Source organism: Streptomyces lucensis JCM 4490, assembly GCF_014650035.1.
Lineage (GTDB): Bacteria > Actinomycetota > Actinomycetes > Streptomycetales > Streptomycetaceae > Streptomyces > Streptomyces lucensis.
The window spans coordinates 103,488-129,018 of sequence record NZ_BMUE01000002.1 but is presented as its reverse complement, the minus strand read 5'-3'; the positions used below and the strand labels follow the sequence as shown (position 1 = coordinate 129,018).

General features: G+C 71.7%; 27 protein-coding genes. 9 read left to right on the top strand and 18 right to left on the bottom strand.

What is annotated here, in order from left to right:
- The first annotated feature begins 17 nt into the window (after window positions 1-17).
- From IE177_RS04725 to IE177_RS04715, 3 genes are read left to right on the top strand one after another with little or no spacing between them, the layout of a single operon-like run.
- The gene (locus IE177_RS04725) at window positions 18-782 is read left to right on the top strand and encodes an ABC transporter permease (RefSeq protein WP_229815932.1); all 765 of its coding nucleotides are present in this window, start codon (window positions 18-20) and stop codon (window positions 780-782) included.
- 3 nt (window positions 783-785) lie between these two features.
- Window positions 786-1,775, top strand: coding sequence for an ABC transporter ATP-binding protein (locus IE177_RS04720; RefSeq protein WP_190013461.1), 990 nt, complete (start codon window positions 786-788; stop codon window positions 1,773-1,775).
- A gap of 9 nt (window positions 1,776-1,784) precedes the next feature.
- The gene (locus IE177_RS04715; protein WP_190013460.1) at window positions 1,785-2,504 is read left to right on the top strand and encodes a DUF1707 SHOCT-like domain-containing protein; all 720 of its coding nucleotides are present in this window, start codon (window positions 1,785-1,787) and stop codon (window positions 2,502-2,504) included.
- Between the two features lie 50 nt (window positions 2,505-2,554).
- Here the strand turns inward: IE177_RS04715 and IE177_RS04710 are convergent, their stop codons facing one another.
- From IE177_RS04710 to IE177_RS04700, 3 genes are all read right to left on the bottom strand, one after another.
- Complete coding sequence (locus IE177_RS04710; protein WP_190013459.1) at window positions 2,555-2,959, bottom strand: prefoldin domain-containing protein; 405 nt, start codon at window positions 2,957-2,959, stop codon at window positions 2,555-2,557.
- A gap of 123 nt (window positions 2,960-3,082) precedes the next feature.
- On the bottom strand, window positions 3,083-3,820 hold the full coding sequence (rph, locus tag IE177_RS04705; RefSeq protein ID WP_190013458.1) for a ribonuclease PH: 738 nt from the start codon (window positions 3,818-3,820) through the stop codon (window positions 3,083-3,085).
- A 78-nt stretch (window positions 3,821-3,898) separates the two neighbouring features.
- The gene (locus IE177_RS04700; RefSeq protein WP_069780600.1) at window positions 3,899-4,132 is read right to left on the bottom strand and encodes a PTS sugar transporter subunit IIB; all 234 of its coding nucleotides are present in this window, start codon (window positions 4,130-4,132) and stop codon (window positions 3,899-3,901) included.
- Window positions 4,133-4,601: 469 nt separating this feature from the next.
- On the opposite strand from IE177_RS04700, the gene IE177_RS04695 reads away from it, so the two are divergent.
- A complete protein-coding gene (locus IE177_RS04695) occupies window positions 4,602-5,855 on the top strand; it encodes a PTS transporter subunit EIIC (protein WP_190013457.1) in 1,254 nt (417 codons plus the stop codon).
- Window positions 5,856-5,923: 68 nt separating this feature from the next.
- Here IE177_RS04695 and IE177_RS04690 read toward each other — a convergent pair whose 3' ends face one another.
- The gene (locus tag IE177_RS04690) at window positions 5,924-6,676 is read right to left on the bottom strand and encodes an MBL fold metallo-hydrolase (RefSeq protein WP_190013456.1); all 753 of its coding nucleotides are present in this window, start codon (window positions 6,674-6,676) and stop codon (window positions 5,924-5,926) included.
- A gap of 246 nt (window positions 6,677-6,922) precedes the next feature.
- Between IE177_RS04690 and IE177_RS04685 the strand changes: the two genes are divergently transcribed.
- Window positions 6,923-7,381 carry a type II toxin-antitoxin system PemK/MazF family toxin gene (locus tag IE177_RS04685; protein WP_190013455.1) on the top strand — a complete coding sequence of 153 codons (459 nt, stop codon included), beginning with the start codon at window positions 6,923-6,925 and terminating at the stop codon, window positions 7,379-7,381.
- A gap of 107 nt (window positions 7,382-7,488) precedes the next feature.
- Here IE177_RS04685 and IE177_RS04680 read toward each other — a convergent pair whose 3' ends face one another.
- The 8 genes from IE177_RS04680 to clpS form a co-directional block, all read right to left on the bottom strand.
- Window positions 7,489-7,950, bottom strand: a complete 462-nt coding sequence (locus IE177_RS04680; RefSeq protein WP_190013454.1) for a hypothetical protein — start codon at window positions 7,948-7,950, stop codon at window positions 7,489-7,491.
- Window positions 7,951-8,106: 156 nt separating this feature from the next.
- A complete protein-coding gene (locus IE177_RS04675; protein ID WP_190013453.1) occupies window positions 8,107-9,057 on the bottom strand; it encodes a PLP-dependent cysteine synthase family protein in 951 nt (316 codons plus the stop codon).
- Between the two features lie 5 nt (window positions 9,058-9,062).
- Entirely contained in the window at window positions 9,063-9,341 is a 279-nt protein-coding gene (locus IE177_RS04670) for a MoaD/ThiS family protein (protein ID WP_190013452.1), read from the bottom strand.
- A gap of 109 nt (window positions 9,342-9,450) precedes the next feature.
- Window positions 9,451-9,546 (bottom strand): putative leader peptide, encoded by a 96-nt coding sequence (locus IE177_RS35690; protein WP_373305022.1) that lies wholly within the window; start codon window positions 9,544-9,546, stop codon window positions 9,451-9,453.
- A 79-nt stretch (window positions 9,547-9,625) separates the two neighbouring features.
- The gene (locus IE177_RS04665; protein ID WP_190013451.1) at window positions 9,626-10,048 is read right to left on the bottom strand and encodes a M67 family metallopeptidase; all 423 of its coding nucleotides are present in this window, start codon (window positions 10,046-10,048) and stop codon (window positions 9,626-9,628) included.
- 132 nt (window positions 10,049-10,180) lie between these two features.
- Complete coding sequence (locus IE177_RS04660; protein WP_190013450.1) at window positions 10,181-11,599, bottom strand: amino acid permease; 1,419 nt, start codon at window positions 11,597-11,599, stop codon at window positions 10,181-10,183.
- A 330-nt stretch (window positions 11,600-11,929) separates the two neighbouring features.
- Window positions 11,930-12,535 carry a DUF2017 domain-containing protein gene (locus IE177_RS04655; RefSeq protein ID WP_190013449.1) on the bottom strand — a complete coding sequence of 202 codons (606 nt, stop codon included), beginning with the start codon at window positions 12,533-12,535 and terminating at the stop codon, window positions 11,930-11,932.
- Between the two features lie 17 nt (window positions 12,536-12,552).
- Window positions 12,553-12,870 (bottom strand): ATP-dependent Clp protease adapter ClpS, encoded by a 318-nt coding sequence (gene clpS, locus IE177_RS04650; protein ID WP_190013448.1) that lies wholly within the window; start codon window positions 12,868-12,870, stop codon window positions 12,553-12,555.
- A 56-nt stretch (window positions 12,871-12,926) separates the two neighbouring features.
- Between clpS and IE177_RS04645 the strand changes: the two genes are divergently transcribed.
- Together IE177_RS04645 and IE177_RS04640 are read left to right on the top strand one after the other, a co-directional pair.
- Complete coding sequence (locus IE177_RS04645) at window positions 12,927-14,273, top strand: nicotinate phosphoribosyltransferase (protein ID WP_190013447.1); 1,347 nt, start codon at window positions 12,927-12,929, stop codon at window positions 14,271-14,273.
- A gap of 112 nt (window positions 14,274-14,385) precedes the next feature.
- Entirely contained in the window at window positions 14,386-14,979 is a 594-nt protein-coding gene (locus IE177_RS04640) for an isochorismatase family protein (RefSeq protein WP_190013446.1), read from the top strand.
- Window positions 14,980-15,091: 112 nt separating this feature from the next.
- On the opposite strand, the gene IE177_RS04635 is transcribed toward IE177_RS04640, so the two are convergent.
- Both IE177_RS04635 and IE177_RS04630 read right to left on the bottom strand, forming a co-directional pair.
- Window positions 15,092-15,796 carry a DUF4232 domain-containing protein gene (locus IE177_RS04635; protein WP_190013445.1) on the bottom strand — a complete coding sequence of 235 codons (705 nt, stop codon included), beginning with the start codon at window positions 15,794-15,796 and terminating at the stop codon, window positions 15,092-15,094.
- A 155-nt stretch (window positions 15,797-15,951) separates the two neighbouring features.
- On the bottom strand, window positions 15,952-16,851 hold the full coding sequence (locus tag IE177_RS04630) for a PIG-L deacetylase family protein (RefSeq protein WP_190013444.1): 900 nt from the start codon (window positions 16,849-16,851) through the stop codon (window positions 15,952-15,954).
- Between the two features lie 230 nt (window positions 16,852-17,081).
- On the opposite strand from IE177_RS04630, the gene IE177_RS04625 reads away from it, so the two are divergent.
- The gene (locus IE177_RS04625) at window positions 17,082-19,388 is read left to right on the top strand and encodes an ATP-binding protein (protein ID WP_190013443.1); all 2,307 of its coding nucleotides are present in this window, start codon (window positions 17,082-17,084) and stop codon (window positions 19,386-19,388) included.
- Between the two features lie 54 nt (window positions 19,389-19,442).
- Here the strand turns inward: IE177_RS04625 and IE177_RS04620 are convergent, their stop codons facing one another.
- Both IE177_RS04620 and IE177_RS04615 read right to left on the bottom strand, forming a co-directional pair.
- Entirely contained in the window at window positions 19,443-19,769 is a 327-nt protein-coding gene (locus IE177_RS04620) for a hypothetical protein (RefSeq protein ID WP_190013442.1), read from the bottom strand.
- Window positions 19,770-19,890: 121 nt separating this feature from the next.
- The gene (locus tag IE177_RS04615) at window positions 19,891-22,248 is read right to left on the bottom strand and encodes an immune inhibitor A domain-containing protein (RefSeq protein WP_190013441.1); all 2,358 of its coding nucleotides are present in this window, start codon (window positions 22,246-22,248) and stop codon (window positions 19,891-19,893) included.
- A 388-nt stretch (window positions 22,249-22,636) separates the two neighbouring features.
- On the opposite strand from IE177_RS04615, the gene IE177_RS04610 reads away from it, so the two are divergent.
- Window positions 22,637-22,870 carry a hypothetical protein gene (locus IE177_RS04610; RefSeq protein ID WP_190013440.1) on the top strand — a complete coding sequence of 78 codons (234 nt, stop codon included), beginning with the start codon at window positions 22,637-22,639 and terminating at the stop codon, window positions 22,868-22,870.
- Between the two features lie 19 nt (window positions 22,871-22,889).
- Here the strand turns inward: IE177_RS04610 and IE177_RS04605 are convergent, their stop codons facing one another.
- Together IE177_RS04605 and IE177_RS04600 are read right to left on the bottom strand one after the other, a co-directional pair.
- Window positions 22,890-23,639, bottom strand: a complete 750-nt coding sequence (locus tag IE177_RS04605) for an RDD family protein (RefSeq protein ID WP_190013439.1) — start codon at window positions 23,637-23,639, stop codon at window positions 22,890-22,892.
- A gap of 72 nt (window positions 23,640-23,711) precedes the next feature.
- Window positions 23,712-25,328, bottom strand: a complete 1,617-nt coding sequence (locus IE177_RS04600) for an RDD family protein (RefSeq protein ID WP_190013438.1) — start codon at window positions 25,326-25,328, stop codon at window positions 23,712-23,714.
- Between the last annotated feature and the right edge of the window lie 203 nt (window positions 25,329-25,531).

Sequence of the window (25,531 nt, the reverse complement as noted above, 5' to 3'; positions counted from 1 at the left end):
ACCGGCTGGTGGCCGGGATGTGGGTGCGGTCGACGATGACCTACCGGGCGTCGTTCGTGATGACGACGTTCGGGAACTTCGCGGCGACGTTCTTCGACTTCGTGGCGATCATGCTGATGTTCTCGCGGGTGGACGCGCTGGGCGGCTGGTCGCTGCCGGAGGTGGCGTTCCTGTACGGGCTGTCGGGTACGGCGTTCGGGCTGGCGGACCTGGTGATGGGGTCGGCGGAGCGGCTGGGGCGGCGGGTGCGCGACGGGACGCTGGACACGATGCTGGTGCGGCCGGCGCCGGTGCTGGCGCTGGTGGCGGCCGACCAGTTCGCGCTTCGGCGGCTGGGGCGGGTGACGCAGGGGGCGCTGGTGCTGGGCTGGGCGGTGTCCCGGCTGGATGTGGCGTGGACGCCGGCGAAGGTGCTGCTGATGCCGGTGATGGTGGTGAGCGGCTGCGGGATCTTCTGCGCGGTGTTCGTGGCGGGGGCGGCGTTCCAGTTCCTGGTGCAGGACGCCGCGGAGGTGCAGAACGCCTTCACCTACGGAGGTACGACGCTGTTGCAGTATCCGCCGTCGGTGTTCGGCAAGGAGCTGGTGCGCGGGGTGACGTTCGTCCTGCCGCTGGCCTTCGTCAACTGGGTGCCGGCGACGTATGTGCTGGGGCGGCCGTACCCGCTGGGGTTGCCCGGGTGGGCGGCGTTCGCGCCTCCGCTGGTGGCGGTGGGGTGCTGTGCGCTGGCGGGGCTGGCCTGGCGGGCGGGACTTCGTTCGTATCGGAGCACGGGGAGCTGACGGATGGCGGACGGTGACTCGATGGGGTGCGGGGACGGCTTCATCGTGCTGGAGGGTGTGGAGAAGGTCTTCGAGGTGCGCAGGAAGGCGGGGTTCCTCAGGCGGGAGCGGCGTGCGGTGCGTGCGGTGGACTCGATCTCGTTCTCGGTGGCACGTGGGGAGATGGTGGGGTACATCGGGCCGAACGGCGCGGGGAAGTCGACGACGGTGAAGATGCTGACCGGGATCCTGACGCCGAGCGCGGGGCGGTTGCGGGTGGCGGGGATCGATCCGTCGCGGGAGCGGGGGCGGCTGGCGCACCGGATCGGGGTGGTGTTCGGGCAGCGGACGACGCTGTGGTGGGACCTGCCGCTGATCGACTCGTACCGGCTGGCGCACCGGATGTACCGGATTCCGGACGCCCGTTACCGGGAGAACCTGGACCGTCTGGTGGAACTGCTGGAGCTGGGTTCGCTGTTGGACGTGCCGGTGCGGCAGTTGTCGCTGGGGCAGCGGATGCGGGGGGACATCGCCGCGGCGCTGCTGCACGATCCGGAGGTGCTGTACCTGGACGAGCCGACGATCGGCCTGGACGTCGTGTCGAAGGCGAAGGTGCGGGGCTTTCTGCGTGAGTTGAACGCGGAGCGGGGCACGACGGTGCTGTTGACCACGCACGATCTGCAGGACATCGAGCAGTTGTGTTCGCGGGTGATGGTGATCGACCACGGGCGGCTGGTGTACGACGGTGCGCTCGCGGGGCTGCACGAGGTGGGGGAGGGCGAGCGGACGCTGGTGGTGGACCTGGAGCGGGAGTCGCCGCCGGTGGAGGTGGCGTCGGCGCGGGTGGTGCGGGTGGAAGGGCCGCGGCAGTGGCTGGCGTTCCCGGCGGGGCGGTCGGCGGCCGCGGTGGTCGCGGAGCTGGCGGCCCGGTACCCGCTGGTGGACCTGTCGGTGCGGGAGCCGGACATCGAGGCGGTCATCGCGAAGATGTACGCGGAGAAGGCGGTCTCGTAGGCTGCTGCCATGACCGACGACGCAGTCCCGGATCTGAGGGCGTCCGACGCCGACCGTGAGCGGGTGGCCGAGGTTCTGCGGGACGCCGTGGCCGAGGGCCGGCTGGACATGGCGGAGTTCGAGGAGCGGCTGGAGGCGGCGTACACGGCGCGTACGTACGGTGAGCTGGCGCCGCTGACCCGTGATCTGCCGGCGTCCGGCGCGGTGGCGCCGGGTCCGGTGTCCTTCACCAAGGAGCCGGTGGAACGCGGGGGTTGGGCGGGGCGGATCGTCGGGGGCGAGGGGTCGTCGACGGGGGCGGTCGCCGTGATGTCGGGTTTCCAGCGCAAGGGCCGCTGGACGGTGCCGAAGCGGTTCACGTGCTTCGCCTTCTGGGGCGGCGGCGAGATCGATCTGCGGGAGGCGGACTTCGCGGACCGCGAGGTCGAGATCAACTGTGTGGCGATCATGGGCGGGGTGCAGGTGATCGTGCCGCCGGGCGTCGAGGTCGTCGTGCGCGGGATCGGTGTGATGGGCGGCTTCGACCATCCCCGGGGTGACGAGCGGGTGGAGCCGGGGGCGCCCCGGGTGGTCGTCGGCGGTCTCGCGTTCTGGGGCGGTGTCGGGGTGGAGCGCAAGGTCACCCGGGCCGAGCGGCTGCGGCTGAAGGAGCAGCGCCGTCAGGAGCGGCTGGAGCGTCGGGACTCGCGGCGCGAGGGGCGGGGAAGGCTCGGGCGGGGGGAGCGCTGAGCGCACTCCCCCGGGCCCCGTCGATCGCCCCCCGGGTGTTCGGGGTGCCGCTACGACGTGCAGACCTTGGTGAGTTCGCCGGCCGCGTCGGTGACGGGGCCGACGTCCGGTGTGTTGTCGCCGTTCCTGACGGCCGTGCGGACGTTGTCGACGGCCTTGTCGAGGTCGTCGACCGCCTTGTTGACGTCGGTGTCGTCGGTCTTGTCGCCGATCTTGTCGAGGTTCTTGTCGATGGCGGCGAGGGAGGAGTCGAGCTGCGAGGGGTCGTCGGCGGCGTTCTCCACGGCCTGCTGGAGGTCGGTGACGCTGTCGGCGATGGTGTCGGCGGTCTGGACGCAGTCCAGGGCCTTGTTCACGGCGTCGCAGCCGGTGGTGAGGCCGGCGGTGAGCGCGGCGGCGGCCACGGCGGCGAAGGTGGTGATGACGCCGCGGCGTCGGCGTCGGCTGGCGGCCATGATGGTGGTTCCCTCCCCTGGTACGGCTGACCGGGCGCACGGCGGTGAGCCGTGCGCCCGTCCGTAGGACGCTGGGGAGGGTGTGCGGGTTGCCCCCGCGGACCGGATGTCTTGGCGGTCCCTTTACTCGCCGAGGGTGGCTTCCAGGGCGGTGCGCTGGTGGGCGGCCAGTTCGGTGCAGCCGTGGACGGCGAGGTCGAGCAGGGCGTCGAGTTCGTCGCGGGCGAAGGGCTCGGCCTCGGCGGTGCCCTGGACCTCGACGAAGCGGCCGTCGCCGGTGCAGACGACGTTCATGTCGGTCTCGGCGCGGACGTCCTCCTCGTAGCGGAGGTCGAGCAGGGGGACGCCGCCGACGATGCCGACCGAGACGGCGCTGACGGTTCCGGTCAGCGGCTGCCGGCCGGCCTTGATCAGTTTCCTGCCCTGGGCCCAGGCGACGGCGTCGGCCAGTGCGACGTAGGCGCCGGTGATGGCCGCCGTGCGGGTGCCGCCGTCGGCCTGGAGGACGTCGCAGTCGAGGACGACGGTGTTCTCGCCGAGCGCCTTGTAGTCGATGACGGCGCGCAGGGAGCGGCCGATGAGCCGGGAGATCTCGTGGGTACGGCCGCCGATCCTGCCCCGGACGGATTCGCGGTCGCCGCGGGTGTTGGTGGCGCGGGGCAGCATGGCGTACTCGGCGGTGACCCAGCCCTCGCCGCTGCCCTTGCGCCAGCGCGGGACTCCTTCGGTGACGGAGGCGGTGCACAGGACCTTGGTGTCGCCGAAGGAGACGAGGACGGAGCCCTCGGCGTGCTTGCTCCAGCCGCGTTCGATGGTGACCGGGCGGAGCTGTTCGGGGGTACGGCCGTCGATGCGAGACATGGCGACGAGCCTAGCCGTAGAGAAGGAAGGGGCTCCTCCCGCGTCGGGAAGAGCCCCTCAGGGGTGAACCGGGATGGTTCACATCATGTCTTCGATCTCCGCCGCGATCGGGTCGGCGTCGGTGCCGATGACGACCTGGATGGCGGTGCCCATCTTCACGACGCCGTGGGCGCCGGCGGCCTTCAGGGCGGTCTCGTCGACCAGCGAGGGGTCGGACACCTCGGTGCGCAGCCGGGTGATGCAGCCCTCGATCTCCTCGATGTTGTCGATGCCGCCGAGGCCGGCGACGATCTTCTCAGCCTTGCTGGCCATGTTCCCTCTCCCTGATCCGAACCGCTTTGTCGCAGTAACCCACAGTTGGCCCATCTTCGCGAGCGGTCATGCCGTGCGTGCCGGATGATGGCGGTCACGACAGCGGAACCGTCCGCGGACTGGTCTACACCACCGCGTGGAGGGTCGCCAAACGTACGGGTGCCGCGCTTCGCGCACATGTATTACATTTTCTTCCGGTTCGTCATCACGAGGTTCGGCCTGAGGACGCCGGGACGGGAGCCGGCGGACGAGGCCGAGGACGCCACCGAGGTCCGGTTCGCGCACCCCCACCGCCCGCGCCGCGCACCGGCCCGCCGGGGCCTTTCGGCGTGCCCGCGCGGGCGCCCCGCGCGCACGTACTGCGCGTAGTGCGGCGGTAGCGGATTTAGCAGTTCCTTATGCCCTCGCATCGTGCTAGAAACAGGTCTACACCACTGAGTGGTGTAGACCACCACCCGATGGAGGAAGCATGAGCACCGCCACCGCGACATCGGCGGCTCCCGCGAAGAAGCGGGGATCCGGTCTGTTCCAGGGCCTGCAGAAGGTCGGCCGCAGCCTGCAGCTCCCGATCGCCGTCCTGCCGGCGGCGGGCATCATGGTCCGGCTCGGCCAGGACGACATCTTCGGCAAGGACGGCCTGGGCTGGGACAAGGTCGCCACCGTCTTCAACGCCGCGGGCGGCGCCATCACCGGCAGCCTGCCCATCCTGTTCTGCATAGGCGTGGCCATCGGCTTCGCCAAGAAGGCGGACGGCTCCACCGCCCTCGCCGCGCTGGTCGGCTTCCTCGTCTACAGCAAGGTGCTGCAGGCCTTCCCGGTGACCGAGGAGCACATCGAGAAGGGCGGCATCGTCCAGGCGACGTACAACGACCCCGGTGTCCTCGGCGGCATCATCATGGGTCTGCTCGCCGCGGTGATGTGGCAGCGGTACCACCGCACCAAGCTGGTGGACTGGCTCGGCTTCTTCAACGGCCGCCGCCTGGTCCCGATCCTGATGGCCTTCGTCGGCACGCTGGTCGGCGTCGTCTTCACCCTGGTCTGGGAGCCCATCGGCAAGGGCATCACGCACTTCGGCGAGTGGATGACCGGCCTCGGCTCCGCGGGCGCCGCCCTGTTCGGCCTGGTCAACCGCGGCCTGATCCCCATCGGCATGCACCAGTTCGTCAACACCGTGGCGTGGTTCCAGCTCGGCACCTACAAGAACGCGGCGGGCGAGGTCTTCACCGGTGACTACGGCCGCTTCCTGCACGGCGACCCGAGCGCCGGGATGTTCATGTCCGGCTTCTTCCCGATCATGATGTTCGGTCTGCCGGCCGCCGCCCTGGCCATGGCGCACTGCGCCCGCCCCGAGCGCCGCAAGGCCGTGCTGGGCATGATGATCTCGCTGGCGCTGACCTCGTTCGTCACCGGCGTCACCGAGCCGATCGAGTTCTCCTTCATGTTCATCGCCCCGGTGCTCTACGTGATCCACGCGGTCCTGACGGCGGTGTCCATGGCGCTCACCTGGGCCCTGGGCGTCCACGCGGGCTTCAACTTCTCGGCCGGCGCGATCGACTACGTGCTCAACTGGAACCTCGCGACCAAGCCGTGGCTGATCATCCCGGTCGGCCTGGTGTTCGGCGCGGTCTACTACGCGCTGTTCCGGTTCGCGATCCTGAGGTTCGACCTCAAGACCCCGGGCCGCGAGCCCGAGGAGGAGGTCGAGGACCTCACCAAGGCGTGAGGCCGGCCCGCCCGGCATGACGAGGGCCCCCGAGTCACCGCTCGGGGGCCCTTTCGCGTGCCTCGGCGTCAGATCTCGTACGTGACTCCCGCAGCGGCCAGGTCCACCGGCCCGCCGAACGCCTCGCGGGCGTCACGGAGGTTGACCTGCGGGTCCGTCCACGGCGGGATGTGGGTGAGGACCAGCCTGCGCACGCCCGCGCGGGCCGCCGTCTCACCCGCCTCACGGCCGTTGAGGTGCAGGTCGGGGATGTTCTCCTTGCCGTGCGTGAACGCCGCCTCGCACAGGAACAGGTCGCTGTCCCGGGCCAGCTCGTCCAGCGCCTCGGTGACGCCCGTGTCGCCGGAGTACGTCAGCGACTTCCCGCCGTGCTCGATGCGGATGCCGTACGCCTCCACGGGATGGCGGACCCGCTCGGTGTGCACCGTGAACGGGCCGATCTCGAACGTGGACGGCTTGACCGTGTGGAAGTCGAAGACCTCGCTCATGGACGAGGCGGAGGGGGTGTCCGCGTACGCGGTGGTCAGCCGGTGCTCCGTGCCCTCGGGTCCGTGGACGGGTATCGGAGCGCAGCGGCCGCCGTCGTGACGGTAGTAGCGTGCGACGAAGTACGCGCACATGTCGATGCAGTGATCGGCGTGCAGGTGGCTGAGGAAGATGGCGTCGAGGTCGTAGAGACCGCAGTGGCGCTGCAGCTCGCCGAGGGCGCCGTTGCCCAGGTCGAGGAGCAGCCGGAAGCCGTCGGCCTCGACGAGGTAGCTCGAGCAGGCCGATTCCGCGGACGGGAACGACCCCGAGCAGCCGACGACGGTGAGCTTCATGAAGCAGAAACCTCCGTTGGCGGGAAGACCGGTGGGCGGGGCGAGGGCCCGAGGACGGGCCTCGCGAGGGGGCTGACGGGGGTCGTGCGGTCCGTCGAGCCTAAGGCGCGAAGACGCGGGTCGCTCCTCCGCCAGGGGCCGTTGTGGGCGAACTCACCTGTGCTGTCACCGGTTCGGCTGGACCCGGAGCGCACGAGTGTGGCCGGAGGGCGCGCGACGCGAGACGCGCGCCGGTAACGTCTTCGTATGGACACGTCCTGGTGGCTGGCGCTCGCCGCGGTGGTACTGCTGGCGCTGGTCGCCACGCTCGTCGACGGCTGGGGAGGCGGCCGCCGGCCCGGCGGGCGGCGGCTGCGGCCACCGGGCCGGCCGGGTACGCGTACGGCGCGTGCCGCGCGGCCGGCCCCGGGGGACATCTGGTGGGCGAACGTCCCCTACGAGGACCGCCCGGAGGCGAAGGACCGGCCCTGTCTGGTGCTGGCCGTGCGCGGCGACCGGGCCACCGTCGCGAAGATCACCAGCAAGTACCACGACGAGCGCGCCGGGGTGATCCCGCTGCCGCCCGGTGCGGTCGGCGACGCCCGGGGCCGCCCCAGCTTCCTGCGGACCGACGAGCTGCGCGAGGTCCCGGTGCGCGAGTTCCGGCGCCGGGTGGGCGTGGTCGACCCCGTGCTGTGGGACCAGGTACGGCACCTCGCCGGCTAGACCGTGTCCGCGAAGTCGCGCCTGCGCCGCGACGCCCGCACTGCGGGCGAACGACGCGACTTCGCGGACACGGTCCAGCGCCGCCGGCGTGGTGCCGCGGGCCGGCGTCAGCGCACCCGCACGGTGACCGTCCACTCCTCGATTCCCTTGCAGGAGACCTTCCCGGGGGCGGTGGGCTCGGCGCACAGGGGGCGCGAGGACGAGAGCTTCACGGTTCCCGGGGACACCGCCTGGTAGGCGGCCGTGGCGTCGCCGGGCAGGATGACGAAGCCCGGGTTGATGGCCTTCAGTGCGGTGCCGCTCGCGGCGACCGGCTTCCACGGGCGCGCCTTGGTGCCGTCCAGGGTGAGCCGCACCTCGCCGCCCTTGGTGACGCAGACGGTGCGGCCGTCGTCGCCGGCCTTCAGCTCGGCGTGGTCCTCGCACGCCCCGGCGGACGGGTTCGCCGAACGCGTGGTGGGCGCCGGTGACACCTTGCCGTCGCTGCCGCCGTCGTCGCCGCTCTGGGAGCCGCAGCCCGCGAGGAGCAGCGTCGTGGCCGCGAGAGCGGTGAGGGTCGTACGGCGCATGGGTCCGCCTTTCTGCCGTCCTGTCCGATGTGGCCGGCCGTGCGGCCGCCTGGTACGGGTGTGACGTACGGGCGGCCCGAACGGATCCTCAACGGCAAGGATCCCGCACGCGGAGCAGGTCCGCGCGCGGGATCCCGGATGGCTCGGCCGGTCGGGTCAGGCCCAGAGCTGGCCCTGCAGCGCCTCGATGGCCTCTTCGGTGGTGGCCGCCGTGTAGACGCCGGTGGACAGGTACTTCCAGCCGCCGTCGGCCACGACGAAGACGATGTCGGCGGACTCCCCCGCCTTGACGGCCTTCCTGCCGACGCCGATCGCGGCGTGCAGGGCGGCGCCGGTGGAGACGCCCGCGAAGATGCCCTCCTGCTGGAGGAGTTCCCGGGTGCGGGTGACGGCGTCGGCCGAGCCCACCGAGAAGCGGGTGGTGAGGACGGAGGCGTCGTACAGCTCCGGTACGAAGCCCTCGTCTAGGTTCCGCAGCCCGTACACCAGGTCGTCGTAGCGCGGCTCCGCTGCGACGACCTGGATGCCCGGCCGGTGCTCGCGCAGGTAGCGGCCGACGCCCATCAGGGTGCCGGTGGTGCCGAGGCCCGCGACGAAGTGGGTGATCGAGGGCAGGTCGGCGAGGATCTCCGGGCCGGTCGTGGCGTAGTGGGCGCCCGCGTTGTCCGGGTTGCCGTACTGGTAGAGCATCACCCAGTCCGGGTGCTCGGCGGCCAGTTCCTTGGCCACGCGCACGGCCGTGTTGGAGCCGCCGGCGGCCGGGGAGGGGATGATGTCCGCGCCCCACATGGCCAGCAGCTCCCGGCGCTCGGCCGAGGTGTTCTCCGGCATCACGCACACCATCCGGTACCCCTTGAGCTTGGCCGCCATGGCCAGCGAGATACCGGTGTTGCCGGAGGTGGGCTCCAGGATCGTGCAGCCCGGGGTCAGCCGACCGTCCTTCTCCGCCTGCTCGATCATGTGCAGGGCGGGCCGGTCCTTGACCGAACCGGTGGGGTTGCGGTCCTCCAGCTTGGCCCAGATGCGGACTTCGGCGGACGGCGACAGCCGCGGCAGGCGCACCAGGGGGGTGTTGCCCACCGCGGCCAGCGGGGAGTCGTAGCGCATGCGGATCAGGCCATGCCGCCGGCCACGGCCGGCAGGATCGTGACGGTGTCGCCGTCGGACAGCTTGGTGTTGATGCCGTCGACGAAGCGGACGTCCTCGTCGTTCAGGTACACGTTGACGAAGCGGCGCAGCTGGCCGTTGTCCACGATGCGGGCCTGGATGCCCGTGTGCCGGGTCTCGAGGTCGGCGAACAGCTCGGCGAGGGTGTCCCCGGTGCCTTCCACGGCCTTCTGGCCGTCGGTGTACTGACGCAGGATGGTGGGGATGCGGACCTCGATGGCCATGGTTGCGGGCTCCTGTTCAGGAAATGGTGGTCGGTGGGCGCGATGGGGGTCCCCCGGCCCCTGGCCTGGGGGAGCGCCGCGGCGCACGGCCGTACGGCGGCAGGGAACGTCAACAGATGGCGCTGTTCAGCCTGCACAGGTCGACGTGCAGCCGCGCCACGAGCAGGGTGCCCGGCGTCTTCTCGCTCACGTCGTAGGAAACCATGGGCTCATCGTATCGATTCCCGGTCCGGTCCCCGGAATGTGATCTCGCATGCTGGATGCACAGCGACCGGCTGGCGAGATCAGTAGGTTTCCACCACCTTGACCTCCTCCTCCGTGACCTCGCCCTCCACGATGCGGAACGAGCGGAACTGGAAGTCGCCGAGGCCGTCGGTGTCGGCGGTGGACACCAGGACGTAGTGCGCGCCGGGCTCGTTCGCGTAGGAGATGTCGGTGCGGGAGGGGTACGCCTCGGTCGCCGTGTGGGAGTGGTAGATGACCACCGGCTCCTCGTCGCGGTCGTCCATCTCGCGGTAGAGCTTGAGCAGGTCGCCGGAGTCGAACTCGTAGAACGTCGGCGACATGGCCGCGTTCAGCATGGGGATGAAGCGCTCGGGGCGGCCGGATCCCGCCGGTCCCGCCACGACGCCGCACGCCTCGTCGGGGTGGTCCTTGCGCGCGTGCGCGACGATCTGGTCGACGAGGGCCTGGGTGATGGTCAGCATGCCCGCCAGGATAAGCAGAGGGCCGTCCCGTACCGGGGAGTGGTACGGGACGGCCCACATGCCGGACGTCCTGAGCGGCGGCCTCCGGGGGTGCCACGAGTACTCCCGGGGGCCGGACGTCCGTGAGGGAGGTCAGCCCACCTTCTCGAGTTCCGGCTCGCGACGGTCGGCGATCTCCGGGATGCGGGACTTCAGGACCGTCCAGCCGATGCCGAGGGCGACCGCCCAGCCCGCCATCACGTACAGGCAGATGCGGGAGTCGGCGTCGTAGGCGATCAGGCCGGTGACGAAGAGCAGGAACGCGATGGCGACGTACGAGCTCACCGCGCCGCCGGGCGCGGGGAAGGCGCTCGCGGGCAGCCGGCCCGCGGCGACCGCGCGGCGGTACAGCACGTGGCTGACCAGGATCATCAGCCAGGTCCAGATGCCGGCCGCGGTGGCGACGGAGGTGACGTAGCCGAAGGCCTTCTCCGGGACGACGTAGTTCAGGACGACGCCGATGCCCATGAACAGCACCGAGACGGTGATGCCGAAGGCCGGGGTCTTGGTCGACGACAGCCGGTTGAACACGCGGGGCGCCTCGCGGTTGTCGGCGAGGGTGCGCAGCATGCGGCCGGTGGAGTACATGCCCGAGTTGCAGGACGACAGGGCGGCGGTGAGCACCACGAAGTTGACGATGCCGGCGCCGGCCGGGATGCCGATCACGGCGAACGCCTTCACGAAGGGGCTGACGCCGTCGGTGAACTCGGTCCACTTCACCACGCACAGGATGACCGTGAGGGCGCCGACGTAGAACAGGCCGATGCGCCAGGGCAGCGTGTTGATGGCCTTGGGGAGGGTCTTCTCCGGGTCCTCGGACTCGCCCGCGGTGACGCCGACGAGCTCGACGGCGAGGTAGGCGAACATGACGCCCTGCAGGGTCATCAGCGAGGAGCCGATGCCCTTGGGGAAGAAGCCGTCGAACTGCCACAGGTTCGACACGTGCGCGGTGTCGCCGGCGGCGCTGAAGCCGAAGGTGAGCACGCCGACGCCGATCACGATCATGCCGATCAGGGCGGTGACCTTGACCATGGAGAACCAGAACTCCAGCTCGCCGAAGAGCTTCACGGAGATCAGGTTGACCCCGAAGAGGACCACCAGGAAGACGAGTGCCGTCACCCATTGCGGGATGGCCGGGAACCAGTAGTTGATGTAGATCGCGGCGGCCGTCAGCTCGGCCATGCCGGTGACGACCCACATCAGCCAGTAGGTCCAGCCCGTGAAGTACCCGAAGAACGGGCCGAGGAACTCGCGGGAGTAGTCCGCGAACGAGCCGGAGACCGGGCGGTAGAGCAGCAGCTCGCCCAGGGCCCGCATGATGAAGAAGATGATCACGCCGGCGAGGGCGTACATCAGGATGAGGCTCGGACCGGCCTTCTCGATGTTCGCGCCTGCCTTCAGGAACAGACCGACACCGATGGCGCCGCCGATCGCGATCATCTGGACCTGACGGCTGCCGAGCCCGCGCTCGTACCCCTCTTCAGGGGCTGCGGTGACCTTCTCAGAGGTCATGTGTGGTGCGCCTTTCTCCATGCCGACCCGGACCTTTCGTCGGCCTCGGATCGGGTTTTCGATCCCCCCGGATTGCTGGAGCTGTTGCCTGGCCGACGGTCGTCGGCTCGGTGGCGCACCCGGCCGGACATGGGTGGTGTCGGCCGGGCGGTCGTGAAGATTTATCACGGCCGCAATATTGATCACAGAGGGGCGTTGTGGCGCACCCCACAGGAAGAACCGGACAAAGAGCGCCCGAATGCGGCAAAACAGGCCGCAACGGTGACTGGATCGTTATCCGGATTTGAGCGTCCTCTGAGCGAACGCGTCCGGACGGTCAAACCGCCCGGATCACGGCATAAGGGTCGTCACCAGGGTCTCCTGGAGGCCGCCGAGCCACAGGTACGCCATCACCATCGGCTTGCGGGGGTCCTCGTCCGGGAGCCGGTAGAGCAGATCGGTGTCGTCCTCGTCGGTGATCTCCAGCCGCGCCCCGATGGCGAGCCGGAGGTCGTTGAGCGCGCCCAGCCACCGCCGCGACTCCTCGGGGGCCAGCTCGAGCACGGCCCCGCCCTCGCCCACCGGCGCGAGCGCGTCCAGCGAGCGGATCACCGCGAGGGCGCTGTCCCGCTTGCCGGCCCGGAGGTCGTTCTCGGTGTAGCGGCGGAACTCGGCGGAGTGCGCCCGGCGCTCCTCGGCCTCGGCCGGCGAGCCGGGGGCCCTCTCCGGGTCGCCGTAGGCGTCCGGGAAGAGCCTGCGCAGCACCGGATCGGCGGGCGGCTCGCTCGGGCCCTCGGCGAACAGCTCGGCGAGCGGGTCGCCCGGGGCGTCCGCGCCGGGGCCGGGGCCGATGAGCTCCAGGAGCTGGACGGCCAGCGACCGGATGATGGAGATCTCGATCTCGTCGAGCGCGACGGCCGCGCCGCCGCCGGGAAGCGGTTCGAAGTGTCCGGGCATGGAAATGGGTTCGCTCGCTACTTCCGGTCCTGCTGGAGGGTGGCCCACAGACCGTAGCCGTGCATCGCCTGCACGTCGCGCTCCATCTCCTCGCGGGAACCGCTGGAGACGACCGCCCGGCCCTTGTGGTGGACGTCGAGCATGAGCTTCGTGGCCTTGTCCTTGGGGTAGCCGAAGTACGACTGGAAGACGTACGTCACATAGCTCATGAGGTTGACCGGGTCGTTGTGGACGATGGTGACCCAGGGGACGTCGGGCTCGGGTACGGCGAAGACCTCCTCCGCCGACTCGGTGCGTTCGATCTCTACGGGCGCGGGTGACGTCACAGTGACCATGCTGCCACGCGGGCCAGAAATCGTCACACTGACGAAATGGGGGTACCCTTATCGTCATGAACACAGCGGACCTTGGGCTGCCGGTGAGCGTTCCCTCGACGGCGCTCTTCACGGACCAGTACGAGCTGACGATGCTGCAGGCCGCCCTGAAGGCCGGTACGGCCGAACGGCGGAGCGTGTTCGAGGTCTTCACCCGGCGGCTGCCGGACGGCCGCCGCTACGGCGTCGTCGCCGGCACCGGGCGTGTCCTGGACGCGGTGGAGAACTTCCGCTTCGACGGGGACGTCCTCGGCTTCCTGCGCGAGCGCGGGATCGTCGACGAGGAGACCCTGGAGTGGCTCGCCGGCTACCGCTTCGCGGGGGACGTCTGGGGCTACCCCGAGGGCGAGGTGTACTTCCCGGGCTCGCCGATCATGCGGGTCGAGGGCACCTTCGCCGAGTGCGTGCTGCTGGAGACCGTGCTCCTCTCCATCCTCAACCACGACTCCGCGATCGCGGCCGCCGCCTCCCGCATGGCCTCCGCCGCCGGTGACCGCCCGCTGATCGAGATGGGCGCGCGCCGCACCCACGAGCTGGCCGCCGTGGCCGCCGCCCGGGCCGCGTACGTCGGCGGCTTCGCGACCACCTCCGACCTCGCGGCCGGCTTCCGCTACGGCATCCCGACCGTCGGCACCTCCGCGCACGCCTTCACCCTGCTCCACGACCGGGAGCGGGACGCCTTCCAGGCCCAGGTGGACACCCTCGGCCGCGGCACGACCCTCCTCGTCGACACCTATGACGTCGCCGAGGCCGTCCGCACGGCCGTGGAGGTGGCCGGCCCCGAGCTGGGCGCCGTCCGCATCGACTCCGGCGACCTGCTGCTGGTGGCGCACCGGGTGCGCCAGCAGCTGGACGAGCTGGGCGCGCGGAACACGAAGATCGTCGTGACGTCCGACCTGGACGAGTACGCCATCGCCTCCCTGGCCGCGGCACCCGTGGACGCCTACGGCGTCGGCACCCAGCTGGTGACCGGCTCCGGGCACCCGACCGCGTCCATGGTCTACAAGCTGGTCGCCCGCGCCGAGACCGCCGGCCCCGGGGCACCGCTGGTCCCGGTCGCGAAGAAGTCCAGCGGCGGCAAGACCTCCGTCGGGGGCCGCAAGTGGGCGGCCCGCCGGCTGGACCGGGACGGGATCGCGGAGGCCGAGGTCGTCGGCACCGGACCGGTCCCGGACGGGCTGGCCGGGCGGCAGCTGCTGGTGCCCCTGGTCAAGGAGGGCGAGGTCGTCGCGCGGGAGCCGCTGGACCTACCGCGACAGCGGCACATCGCCGCCCGCGCGGGCCTGCCGCTGTCCGCCACCCAGCTGTCCAAGGGGGAACCCGTCATCCCGACGGAGTACGCACAGCCCGGCTCGGGTAGCTAGGGCCTGCCCGGTCACGCCCGCCGTCCGCCCCTTCGAGCCCTCTGCCCCCTCCCCTGAAGGCCCGTGAGTCTCTAGGCTCAGTTACTTAACTCCTCGTCGAAGGACACCCATCATGCGCCGCGCCTTGATCGTCGTAGACGTGCAGAACGACTTCTGCGAGGGGGGCAGCCTCGCGGTGGCCGGCGGCGCGGACGTGGCCGCCGCCATCACCGAGCTGATCGGCCAGGCGGCGGGCACCGGGTACCGGCACGTCGTGGCCACCCGCGACCACCACATCGCGCCCGGCGGCCACTTCGCGGACGACCCGGACTACGTCCGCTCCTGGCCCGCGCACTGCGTCGCGGGCACGGAGGGCGTGGGCTTCCACCCCAACTTCGCCCCCGCCGTCGCCTCCGGCGCGGTGGACGCCGTCTTCGACAAGGGCGCGTACTCCGCCGCCTACAGCGGCTTCGAGGGCACCGACGAGAACGGGGTGCCCCTCGCCGCCTGGCTCCGGGAACGGGAGATCACCGAGGTGGACGTGGTGGGCATCGCCACGGACCACTGCGTGCGCGCCACCGCGCTGGACGCGGCGGGCGAGGGCTTCCGCACCCAGGTGCTCCTGGACCTGACGGCCGGGGTGGCCGCGGAGACCACCGACCGCGCCCTGGAGGAGCTCAGGGCGGCCGGCGTGGAGCTGACGGGCAAGCCCGTGGTGAGCGGCTAGGTCGTGCCCGCGAAGTCGCGTCGTCCGCCCGCGGGGCGGGCGACCTCGCGGATCACACCCGGCGCCCGTCTGCCTGAGGGGTGGGGCAGACGGGCGGACCGGGGGCCTTTCGTCAGAAGTCGTCAGCGCCGTTGCGCAGCTCGGGGGTCCAGTAGCCGGTGAGGGCCTTCGCCGGGTCGACGGCGACGCCGCCCTTGCCGGGCGCGGAGACGGCGATGACCGTGGAGTCGCCCTCCAGCGTGACGGAGAACGCCGACACCGGCTCGTTCTCCTCGTCGACCCCGCCGTCCGACAGCCTGACCAGGGCATAGGCGGGGGCTCCCGCCGTGAGCACGACCGGCGTGGCCGGCTTGCTCCTGTCGACGACCGGGACGTCCTGCTTGTGGCTCTCCAGGAACTGGATGTGCGGGGCGCCCGCCAGCCGGCAGGTGTGCCCGGAGGTGTTCTTCGCCGTGAGGACGAGGTGGGTGTAGGGAGGACCACCCTGTGTGGCGGCGGTGACGGTGAGGTCCCGCGCTGCGCAGACCCGGGTGGCCGCGCTCGCCTGCTCGCCGGTCGAGCCCGCTGAGCCGCCGGTGCCGGTGGCCTTCGCCGGGCTCTTCGACTCCGCCGGGCGCGCCGCACCGGTCGGGCCCTTGGTGCCGGACGCGCCGGCGTGCTCGCCGCCCGCCGTCTTCCCGGCCGCCGAGGAGGTCGCCGAGGAGCCCGTCGCAGGAGCCGACCCGGTGTCCGAGTCGCTCTGGCAGGCGGTGAGGGACAGGGCGAGGGCCGTGCCCGCGGTGGCGAGCAGCATGGCGTTGGTGCGCACGATGTTCATGGAGAGTTCCCCCGTCGGTGGTGCGGGGCCGCGGCTCGGTGCCGTCGGCCGAGGGTCTTTCGTTCGGATCAGGCCGGATCAGGTGCCAGGGCCCGCGAGCCCGGCATGATCCGAACGAGATGCCCTGCGTGGTCCTGGTCGGTGTCGTGCGGTTCTCAGTTGCCCCTGCCCGGCCGGTAGTCGGACGGCAGGGTGTACACGAACTCGCGGGGATCGGCGTGCGCGGCCTCCAGCAGGTCGGGGACGCTGTGGTAGCCGAGGGCGTACAGGTTCCGGCTCGGGTCCCACGTGTTGTAGGCGTACATCGCGTTGCGCTTGGTCTTCATGTGGGAGCCGGGGATGTCCAGCACGTACGCCGCGCCGTCCGCGCGCCGCTCGCGGGGGCGCCCGTAGGCGTAGACGTGGTTGAAGCGCACGTCGGAGATCGTGCCGTCGTTCATCAGGCGGTAGGCCACGTCGCTGCACGCCTTGTGGGTTTCGGTGCGCTCCAGCCAGCCGGCCGTGAACTTGTGCGACGCGCCGGGGTACTGCGCGGCGAGCGCCCTGACCTTGGCGTCGATCCGGTCGACGAGCTTGTTGTAGGCGGAGTTGCTGTCGAAGCCGTCGTCCACGATCTTGAGGTTGACGACCTTGTCGACGCCCAGTGCCTTCGCGGAGGCCATGAACTCGGCCGTCCGGGCGGCGACGACCTTGGAGGTCCCGTCGGTCGGCCAGGACAGGTTGTGCCTGCCGCCCGCCGCGCACGGGTGCGGGCTGTCCCAGGTGGTCAGGGGGCAGGGGTCGGTGTTCATGAGCTGGGCCAGATCGGGGTTCCTGCCGTTGCTCACCAGTACGAGGTGGACGGGCCTGCCCGCCGCCTTGTGCTCCAGGATCGAACCGGCCAGGCCGATCGCGTCGTCGTCCTGGTGGGGGGCGTAGAAGATGGCGGGCTTGGCGGCGGCGGACGCCGCGGGGGCCCGGCCCGCCTGGTACGCCACGGCGGCGGCGGTCAGCGCACCCGCCGCCAGCACGCTCCGCCGGGAGATCCCGGTGGTCTGCTCGTTGCCACTGCTCATGTGAGGTCTCCCCGATTCGCGATCGCCACGTGTCTTCGGTGGTCGTCCGGCGGCGGGTGGTCTGTGCCGCTCCCCGGCCCGCACAGGGGGGTAGGGGCGTCCCGCGCCTGTCCTCAGTCGACCACCAACTGCCCACGCGTCCCAGGCAGTTCCCCCGGCAGAAGTGCGGTCCGCCATACTTCTGCCGGGGCTCGCGTCCGGACGGGCCGGATGATCGGGGGACGTCGACGGTGCGCGGTGGCTCGCCTTCCACGGAGGACTTCGGGCAGCGGCTGCGCCTCCTGCGGGCCCGTGCCGGACTCAGCCAGGAGGCGCTGTCCCATGCGGCCGGCGTGAGCGTCCGGGCCCTGGCCGACATGGAACGCGGGCGTACCCGAGGACCGCAGCGCCGTACCGTCCAGGCACTGGCCGAGGCGCTGGGGCTGGACGCGGACGACGCGGCGGGCCTGGAGGAGTCCGCCGCGCTGGGGCGTCCGCGCCCCCGGACGACGGACGGACCGGCCGCGCCCGCCGCCCTGCCCCTGCCGCGCGACATCCAGGACTTCACCGCCCGCGACGCGGCTCTCGCCCGGCTGCTGGACCTGGCGCGGGACGCCGGCCCGGACCGGCCGGTGGTCACCGTGGTCGCCGGGCAGCCCGGCCTGGGCAAGACCGCGTTCGCGGTGCACGCCGCACACCGTCTCGCCCCGCACTTCCCGGACGGGCGGTTCGCCCTGGACCTGCAGGGCATGGACGCCGAGCCGGCCACCCCCCGTGACGCGCTGGCCCGGCTGCTGGGCGCCATGGGCGTCGCCGACGCCGCGATCCCGGCCGGCACCGACGACCGCGCGGGCCTGTGGCGGTCCCTGACCGGCGGCCGGCGGCTGCTCCTGGTGCTGGACAACGCCGCCGACGAGTCCCAGGTCGGTCCGCTGCTGCCCGGCACCGGCCCGTCGCTGACCATCGTCACCAGCCGCCAGGCCCTGGCGGGTCTGACCTCCGTCCACCGCTGCGACCTGGCCCTGCTGCGGCGCGAGGAGGCGGTGGAACTGCTGACCCGCATCGTCGGTCCCGAACGGGTGCGGGCGGAGGCGCAGGCCGCCCGCGACCTCGCCGATCTGTGCGGGCACCTGCCGCTGGCCGTCCGGATCGCCGGGCAGCGGCTCCTCAGCCGGCCGCACGAGCGCCTGGGCAAGCTCGCCGCCCGGCTCGCCGCCGAGGGCCGGCGGCTGGACGGCCTCCAGGCCGGGAACCTGCGGGTACGCGCCGCCTTCGCGCTCTCGTACCGGCAGCTTCCCGCGGACTCCAGGGCGTTCCTGCGCCGCGCCTCACTGGCCGCCGGGGCGGACTTCAGCCCGGAGACCGGCGCGCTCCTGGCCGGGCTCCCCCACGACGAGGCGGTCGCCCGCGCCGAGGAGCTGACCGACGCCGGACTGCTCCAGAGCGATCCCGCCGCCGAACGCTACCGGTTCCACGACCTGCTCAGGCTCTACGCCGCCGAGCAGGTCGCGGCCGAGGACGGCCCCGCGGTCCGCGACGCCGCCCTGGACCGGACCGCGCGGTGGATGCTGCGCCGGGCCACCGCGGCCGCGCTCCACTTCGACGTCGACCACGACCGGGCGGCGCCGTCCGGCGACCCGGACCCGGACGGAGCCCCCGCCGGCCGGGAGGAGGCACGGGCCTGGCTGGAGGCCGAGCGGGCCCAGTGGCTCGCCGCGCTGCGCCGGGCCCACGACTCGGGCCGGCACCGGGAGGTCCTGGACGCGGCGGAGGCGATGCACTGGTTCTCCGACCTCAACAAGCACTGGGAGCAGTGGGTGGAGGTCTTCCGGCGCTCCTCCGGCTCCGCCCGCGCGCTCGGCGGCAGGCGGGAGGAAGCGGTGCACCTCAACTACCTCGCCTGGGCCCACAACTCCTGCGCCCACGATCCCCGGGCCGCCCTGGCGTCCGCCGACGCCGCGCTCGTGGCGGCCCGTGACAGCGGGGACGGGCTCCAGCAGGGCTGGGCACTGGGCTACGGCGCGCAGGCGCTGGACCGGCTGGGCCGGATGGAGGAGGCCCACACGCGGCTGCGCGAGGCGGTCCGCCGCCTCGCCTCGCAGACCTCCCCGCAGGCCAGGCTGGCGGAGCTGACGACCCTCAACACCCTCGGCACCCTGCTGCGCCGGATGGGCCGGGCGGCGGAAGCCCTGGACATCCACCGCCGCAGCGAACGGATCTGCCGGGCGGGCGTCCCGGGCCAGGCGGACGAGCTGATCGCCATGTACCACGCGGTCGCCCGGCAGCACATCGGCAACGACCTGGCGGCGCTGGAGCGCTGGCACGAGGCCGAGCCGTCGCTCCGGCACGCCGTGGCCTTCTTCGAGGCCTCGCAGATGCCGGCCTGGGCCGAACCTGCCCGGCTCGACCTGGGCCGGGTGCTCGCCGCTCTGGGGCACCCGGAGGCCCGGGAGACGCTGCGCGCCGCCCGGGACGCCCTCGCCGCGCTGCGCAGCCCGCGCCAGGCCGAGGCCGCCACCGCACTCGCCGCGCTCGGCCGGGCCGCCACCGGCACGTGAGCCCCGGCCGGCCCGTGCGCGCCGGCCCGTCGACGGGGCGCGCGCCGGGCCGCGTCACCCCTGCTGGACCACCGGGGGCTGTCTCAGCAGCGCGCGGATCGGGTGCCACAGCTCGTTGGCGACGACACCGCTGTCCGCCGGCGCCGTGCGCCATATCAGGCCGTCGGGGTGGTGCAGCACCGCCGTGATCTCGTCCGGCGACGGGGGCGCGGCGTTTCCTCGCAGGTAGATCGCCCGCAGGCCCAGGTTGCGGAGCCTGGTCAGGGCCCGCGCCCGGTTCTGGGCGTGTACCAGCACACGCACCGCGGCGGAGCCGTAGGGCAGGTTCAACGCCACCACCACCGTGCCGTTCGGCAGCTTGCAGAAGCCTCCTGCGGCCATGCGGTCACATCCCCGTTCCGGTCGGTGTCAATAAGCGGTTCACAGGACGCACCTAAACACGATCGGCGGCAGCCCGCCAAGGGGCTGCCGCCGATACGCCTGTGACCTGCGGTGATGGAGACTACTTCACCGCGGGACCGACCTTGAGCTGGATCGTGGAGCCGTCCTTGGCCTCCTTGGCGATCGAGATCTTGGTGTTGGTGTCAGTGATCTTCACGCCACCGGTCGGGTTCGTCGGGTCGTAGTAGGAGCTGGTGTGGTCGTTGAAGACCGAGACGCCCTTCGACGCCTTGATCTTCGTCACCTTGTCCGCCTTGTGCAGGGTGAGGCCGTCCGTGCCGTAGAGGCTGAACGGGGAGTCGTAGGCCTGCATGCGGTTGCGCATCAGCGTGCCGTCGGACCACTTCAGCGCCTTCCAGTGCGAGTCGATCGGAAGGATCAGACCCGTGCCCGGGTGGCCGTTGGTGCTGTTGGTGTTGTTGTCCGCCTGGGAGGTGTCCCACTTCCAGATCAGCAGACCGTTCTGGTACGGGTAGTGCTCCACCCAGTCCGGGCGCGACGCGAAGCCGAAGTTGTACGGGCCGGTCTTCAGCGTCTTGTCGTACGAGACGTACTGGCGGTTCTCGGCGAGGTAGTACTGCTTGTAGTCCTTGGTGAAGGACGCGCCGATGCGGGAGAAGCCGTTCGCGGTCCAGGCGGCGTCCGCGGTCTCGGCGTTGTCCGAGAAGAGCGGGGTGCCGTCGGCGGTCACGCTGATCTGGTCGGCCGTGAAGCCGTTCTCCGCGACACCGCCGTCGCTGGCGTAGCGGAAGCGCAGGTCGATCTTCTGGCCCGCGTAGGCGTCCAGCGAGTACGACAGCTTCTTGTGCGTCTGCGAGAAGCCGCTCAGCGCCGGCTTGCCGCTGCCGTCACGCGGGATGGCCTGGCCGTCCGCCGTGCCGTCCAGGGCGGTCCAGTTGGCGCCGCCGTCGGTCGACACCTCGGTGTAGAGGTAGTCGTAGCCGTCCTCGATGGCCCACCAGCCGTCGAGGTCCAGGCTCGCCTTCGCCTTGCCCGTCAGGTCGACGGAACGGGTCAGCGTGTTCTTCAGGTTGTCGCCGCTGCCGCTCCACCACTGGGTCGAACCCTCGGCGGGCTGGGTGATCGTGGTGGTGACCGCCTTGTCCGGCAGCGTGACCACGAGGGCCTGCTTGTCCCAGGTGTTGTACTCGGCGACGCCCAGCTTGTGCGTGGACTGCTTGCCGGCCTTGGCGGTGTCGTAGTTCAGCCAGCCGAGCTGCATCTTGTCCCAGGCGTTCATGTCGCCCGGCATGTCGCCTATGGACTCCTTGCCCGTGCCCAGCCAGGAGCCGGAGGACATCAGGGTCCAGAAGCCGGTGGAGTTGTCACCGCCGGCGGTGTCGTACTCGTCCGGCAGACCGAGGTCGTGGCCGTACTCGTGGGCGAAGACACCGAGGCCGCCGTTCTCCGGCTGGATGGTGTAGTCGCCGACCCAGACACCGGTGCTGCCGACCTGGGTGCCGCCGAGCTTGTTGCCGGCCGGGCCGGTCGCGCCGGCGTCGGTGCCGAAGGCGTACCAGCGGTGGGCCCAGATGGCGTCCTTGCCCTCGGCGCCGCCGCCCGCGGACTCGTCCTCACCGGCGTGCACGATCTGGAAGTGGTCGACGTAGCCGTCGGGCTCGTTGAAGTTGCCGTCGCCGTCGAAGTCGTACCGGTCCCACTTGTCGTACTTGGCGAGGTCCTTCTTGATGTCCGCGTCGGACTTGCCCGCCTTCTTCTGCTGGGCGACCCAGGCGTTCAGACCGTCGCTGACGACGTTCCACACGCTCGGGCAGTTCGTCTGACCGCAGGCGTTGTTGCCGTAGCGCGCCTCGTTGTACGGGACCTTGACCCAGTCGCTGACCTCACCGCTGACCGAGTAGCGGCCCGAGGACTGCTTCTCGTAGTACTTCTTCAGCGACTCGGTCTTGGTGCCGGTACCGAAGTACAGGTCCTGGAAGTGCTTCTGGTTGTAGTCCTTCTGCCACGCCGTGGAGTTGTCCTTCTTGCGGTCCGGCGCGGCGATCTTGTTGTGCAGCGGCCCGTTGGAGCCCCCGAACTTGGGGTCCTTCTGGTTGCCGAACTCGACGAGGATCGTGAAGATCTTGTCGGTCTTCTCGCGGCTCAGCTCGACGTACTTGCTCTGGCCCTTGCTGCTCTTGAGCGCGACGACCTTGGAGCCGTTGCGCTCCTGCGCCTTGGCCTTGCCCGCGATGAGCTGGTTCAGCGCCTCGCGGCGCTGCGCGTCCTGAGTCTTGCTCAGGGGGCCGTCGAGGTCGTGCTTGCGCTGCTTCACCGGCGCCGGGTCGTGCCGGTTCGCGGCGGCCGACGACGCGGTGGTGCTCGCCTCCGCGACGGCGAAGGTCGCGAAGCCGGCGGACGTCGCCGCGAGCGTCACACCGATCGCGGCCGCTCTGAACATCCAGGATCTGCTGGTCACTTGAGTTCCTCCCCTACGCGCCGCGCACACGGACAGGGGGCCCTGGGTCATGGAGGAATCCGTGCGCGCTCGATCAGCGCGTGTTCAAGTGACGACATTTGACTAGAGGTTTAGAAGAAAAGACAGACCTTGACTTGAGCAGGACAAGTGCACTATGCGGAGCGGGCGTCCGCTTTGCGAACGCCCGCCGACCCGCTCGTGAACAGTGCCGATCCCCCAACGGGGGCCTGGGGCCCGCCGGGGGGACCCATGACTCCGTGCGCCCCCTGTGCACCGGTACCGTGGGTTAGGTCACGCTTACCGGGCGTTCGGCCAGGGCATGCACGCGAAGAGAGTCGAACGGCACCCCCCACAACCGACCCCGAAGACTTCCGAGGACACGATCGCCATGCCTCGTCCGACTGCCGCCCAGCTCGCCTACGGTTCCTGCACCGTGGTCCTCTCGACGCTCGCCATGCTGCTGCTGTCCCAGGCGAGTTCGGTCCTCGCGATCACCGTCATCGCCCTGGCGGCACTCGCACTGGGGCTCCTGGTCGCCATGACGGTACCCGCACCGCGCACCACCGAGGCGCCCGCCGGGGCGCCGGTGGACGAGGAGGAGCGCGTGCCCACCACCCTGTGAGCGCGACCGGCTCCCCGGCTCAACGGGTGCTGACCACCACCGTCTTGGCCGCTTTGTCGTGCAGACCCTGTTTGTACGGCTTGTCGAAGAAGCTCCAGCCGCCGCAGATCGCCGTCCAGATGCAGGCGCAGCAGAAGGCGAACGGCAACCACAGCACCAGGGCCCGGAGCAGCGAGGTCTGCGCGGACGGGGTGGCGCCGTTCTCCAGGTTCGCCACCCGCATGCCGAGCCACTTCTTGCCGAGGGTCTGCCCCGACCTGCTGATCAGGATGGTGTCGTAGGCGACGTAGAGGACCGCCGCGATCAGGGACTGCGCGAAGGACCTGCCGACCTCGACGCGGTCGCCGTTGATGTTGTACTCGCGCACGCCGAACGCCCAGGTGAGCAGCCAGACGACGATGCCGACGAGGATCATGTCGACGATCCGGGCGAGTGTCCGCCTGCCGCTGTCGGCGAGCGGGGGCATGCCGGCCAGGGGGTCGCCGGGGTGACCGCCCGCACCGGCTCCGGCTCCGTAGGGGCCATCGCCGTACGGGCTGCCGTAGGGGCTGCCGCCGGCCGGAGGCGGCTGCTGGCCGCCGTACGGGGGCGGCTGCTGTCCGCCGCCCGGGGGTGGGGGCTGACCGCCGCCGGGCGGCGGGGGCTGCTGGGCGCCGCCGTACGGGGTGTCGTACGGCGAGCCCGACCCCTGGTCCGACGGGGGCCGCTTCCTGAACGGGTCGTCCTCGGGGGGCTGCTCTCCGGAGCCGGGGGGCGGTTGGCTGCTCATGGCCCGAGTGGAACCCGGACGATTCGTCTCCGCACGCGGCGGGCGGCCGTACGGAGTACGCGCCCGCCGCGGTCAGCCGGCGACGAACGTGCGGGCCGCCTTGTCGTGCCAGCACTGGTGCCAGGGACGGTCGAACACGCACCACAGCACGCCCACGACCCCGACGCCGAGCAGACCGGGGACGCTGTAGACCAGCCAGCGGCGCAGGGCCGCGCCGAACGTCGGGGCCTCGTGCGCCTCGATGTCCCGCACCTCCAGACCGCACAGCTTCTTGCCGAGGGTCCGCCCCCACTTGGCGGTCGGCAGCACCTCGTACACGAGACCGGAGAGGAGGAGGACGCCGAGGACGATGCCGAGGCTGGTGCCGGTCGTGCCGTCGAGCAGCCACACGGTGACGGTACGGCCGGACAGCCGGGCCGCGTCGATCTTCTGCTGGATGTGGTCGGCGGCCTGGAGCCCGAGGGGCACGGCCGCCGCAGCCGTCACCGCCGCCACGACCAGGCTGTCGATCAGCCGGGCGGCGAACCGCTTGCCGAGCCCGGCGGGCCGGGCCGCGGCCTGGCGCCGCGCCGCCGCCTGGAACGGGTCCTCCACCGGCGGCTTCCACGGCGCCACGGGCTGCTCTTCCGCGCCCCCGGCCAGCTGGTGCACCTGCTGGGCCCAGGAGCTCTGCCCGCCCCCGGGACCGGCGCTCAGGGGACCGGCTGCTCCGCCCTGCCCCGGCCCGGCCTGCTGCGGCACCGGGGGCGACACGGAGGCGGGCGCGACCGGTGACTGATGGGCGGCGGGCGGCGGGTAGCCGTAGCCCTGGGAGCCCTGCGCGGACTGGGGATAGCCGTAGCCCTGGGAGCCCTGCGGGGCGTGCGGAGACTGCGGGGTCTGCGTTGACGGCGGGGACTGCGGATAGCCGTAGCCGTGGGAGCCCTGCGGAGGCTGCGCGGACTGCGGGTAGCCGTAGCCCTGGGAGCCCTGCGCGGGCTGCGCCGTCTGCGGGGGCTGCACGGCGGCGCGGGCCGCAGCGGCCTTTCCGGCGCCGAAGCCGGGGCCGGTGGAAGGGGCCGAGCCGGGCGGGGCGGGCGCGGGTGCCGGGGAAGACGACGGCATGGAAGACGACGGCATGGACGTGCTGACCGGCCCCTGAACGCCGAAGCCGGGCACACCGGAGCCGGTGCCGCCGGTGTGCCCGCCGGGACCGGTTCCCTGGCCGGGCACGTGTGCACCCCCGGCCCCCGGGGCGTCGTTCCGGGCCCCCGGGGCGTCCTGGCCCGGTACCGGGCGGAACGTCATCGTGCCCTCGTCCGGAACGGCCGCGGGGCCCGGGACCGGGCGGCGGAAGAGGAAGGTGCCGCTCGGGTCGGGGCCCTCGTCGGCCGGCCCGGCCGGGGCCTGCGCCGCGCGCCTCGGGTCGGACCCCCAGGGCTCGCCGCCGGGACCGGCGTCTCCCGCGTCGGCCGCGTGCGGCTGCGGGTCCTCGTCGAAGAAGTGCGGACCCGTCTCCTCCACGGCCGGGGCCGCCGGGCGGACGCCGGGCGGCGGGTTGAGCGGCTCGCCGTCCTTCGGCGCCGGCCGGCTGGTGCCGGGCACCCAGGAGGCGCCGTTCCAGTACCGGACGTAGCCGGGAATGGACGGGTCCGGGTAGTAGCCCTCGCGGGGCCTGTCGTCACCTGGGGCCGGGGTTGGGGCGCTCATGTCCGTCGTCCCGTATCTGCTCGGGGGTGGTATGGGAGCCTCCACATCTACCAGACGCGGGCATCCCCCACCGCCAGTCCAGCCGTACCCACCCCTTTCCGGGCAACGCCGTGCCGGGCGCTCACGGGTCCGCCGGGAGCGCGGAGGAAACCTCCCCGGACCCGCGTAATGGCCGGCCCCCTGCCCCCTCTCCCCCGGTGCGG

Coding starts and splice junctions, on each gene's coding strand:
- IE177_RS04725 (WP_229815932.1), top strand. CDS start 18: ATGTGGGTGCGGTCGACGATGACCTACCGGGCGTCGTTCGTGATGACG.
- IE177_RS04720 (WP_190013461.1), top strand. CDS start 786: ATGGCGGACGGTGACTCGATGGGGTGCGGGGACGGCTTCATCGTGCTG.
- IE177_RS04715 (WP_190013460.1), top strand. CDS start 1,785: ATGACCGACGACGCAGTCCCGGATCTGAGGGCGTCCGACGCCGACCGT.
- IE177_RS04710 (WP_190013459.1), bottom strand. CDS start 2,959: ATGGCCGCCAGCCGACGCCGACGCCGCGGCGTCATCACCACCTTCGCC.
- rph (WP_190013458.1), bottom strand. CDS start 3,820: ATGTCTCGCATCGACGGCCGTACCCCCGAACAGCTCCGCCCGGTCACC.
- IE177_RS04700 (WP_069780600.1), bottom strand. CDS start 4,132: ATGGCCAGCAAGGCTGAGAAGATCGTCGCCGGCCTCGGCGGCATCGAC.
- IE177_RS04695 (WP_190013457.1), top strand. CDS start 4,602: ATGAGCACCGCCACCGCGACATCGGCGGCTCCCGCGAAGAAGCGGGGA.
- IE177_RS04690 (WP_190013456.1), bottom strand. CDS start 6,676: ATGAAGCTCACCGTCGTCGGCTGCTCGGGGTCGTTCCCGTCCGCGGAA.
- IE177_RS04685 (WP_190013455.1), top strand. CDS start 6,923: ATGGACACGTCCTGGTGGCTGGCGCTCGCCGCGGTGGTACTGCTGGCG.
- IE177_RS04680 (WP_190013454.1), bottom strand. CDS start 7,950: ATGCGCCGTACGACCCTCACCGCTCTCGCGGCCACGACGCTGCTCCTC.
- IE177_RS04675 (WP_190013453.1), bottom strand. CDS start 9,057: ATGCGCTACGACTCCCCGCTGGCCGCGGTGGGCAACACCCCCCTGGTG.
- IE177_RS04670 (WP_190013452.1), bottom strand. CDS start 9,341: ATGGCCATCGAGGTCCGCATCCCCACCATCCTGCGTCAGTACACCGAC.
- IE177_RS35690 (WP_373305022.1), bottom strand. CDS start 9,546: ATGGTTTCCTACGACGTGAGCGAGAAGACGCCGGGCACCCTGCTCGTG.
- IE177_RS04665 (WP_190013451.1), bottom strand. CDS start 10,048: ATGCTGACCATCACCCAGGCCCTCGTCGACCAGATCGTCGCGCACGCG.
- IE177_RS04660 (WP_190013450.1), bottom strand. CDS start 11,599: ATGACCTCTGAGAAGGTCACCGCAGCCCCTGAAGAGGGGTACGAGCGC.
- IE177_RS04655 (WP_190013449.1), bottom strand. CDS start 12,535: ATGCCCGGACACTTCGAACCGCTTCCCGGCGGCGGCGCGGCCGTCGCG.
- clpS (WP_190013448.1), bottom strand. CDS start 12,870: ATGGTCACTGTGACGTCACCCGCGCCCGTAGAGATCGAACGCACCGAG.
- IE177_RS04645 (WP_190013447.1), top strand. CDS start 12,927: ATGAACACAGCGGACCTTGGGCTGCCGGTGAGCGTTCCCTCGACGGCG.
- IE177_RS04640 (WP_190013446.1), top strand. CDS start 14,386: ATGCGCCGCGCCTTGATCGTCGTAGACGTGCAGAACGACTTCTGCGAG.
- IE177_RS04635 (WP_190013445.1), bottom strand. CDS start 15,796: ATGAACATCGTGCGCACCAACGCCATGCTGCTCGCCACCGCGGGCACG.
- IE177_RS04630 (WP_190013444.1), bottom strand. CDS start 16,851: ATGAGCAGTGGCAACGAGCAGACCACCGGGATCTCCCGGCGGAGCGTG.
- IE177_RS04620 (WP_190013442.1), bottom strand. CDS start 19,769: ATGGCCGCAGGAGGCTTCTGCAAGCTGCCGAACGGCACGGTGGTGGTG.
- IE177_RS04610 (WP_190013440.1), top strand. CDS start 22,637: ATGCCTCGTCCGACTGCCGCCCAGCTCGCCTACGGTTCCTGCACCGTG.
- IE177_RS04605 (WP_190013439.1), bottom strand. CDS start 23,639: ATGAGCAGCCAACCGCCCCCCGGCTCCGGAGAGCAGCCCCCCGAGGAC.
- IE177_RS04600 (WP_190013438.1), bottom strand. CDS start 25,328: ATGAGCGCCCCAACCCCGGCCCCAGGTGACGACAGGCCCCGCGAGGGC.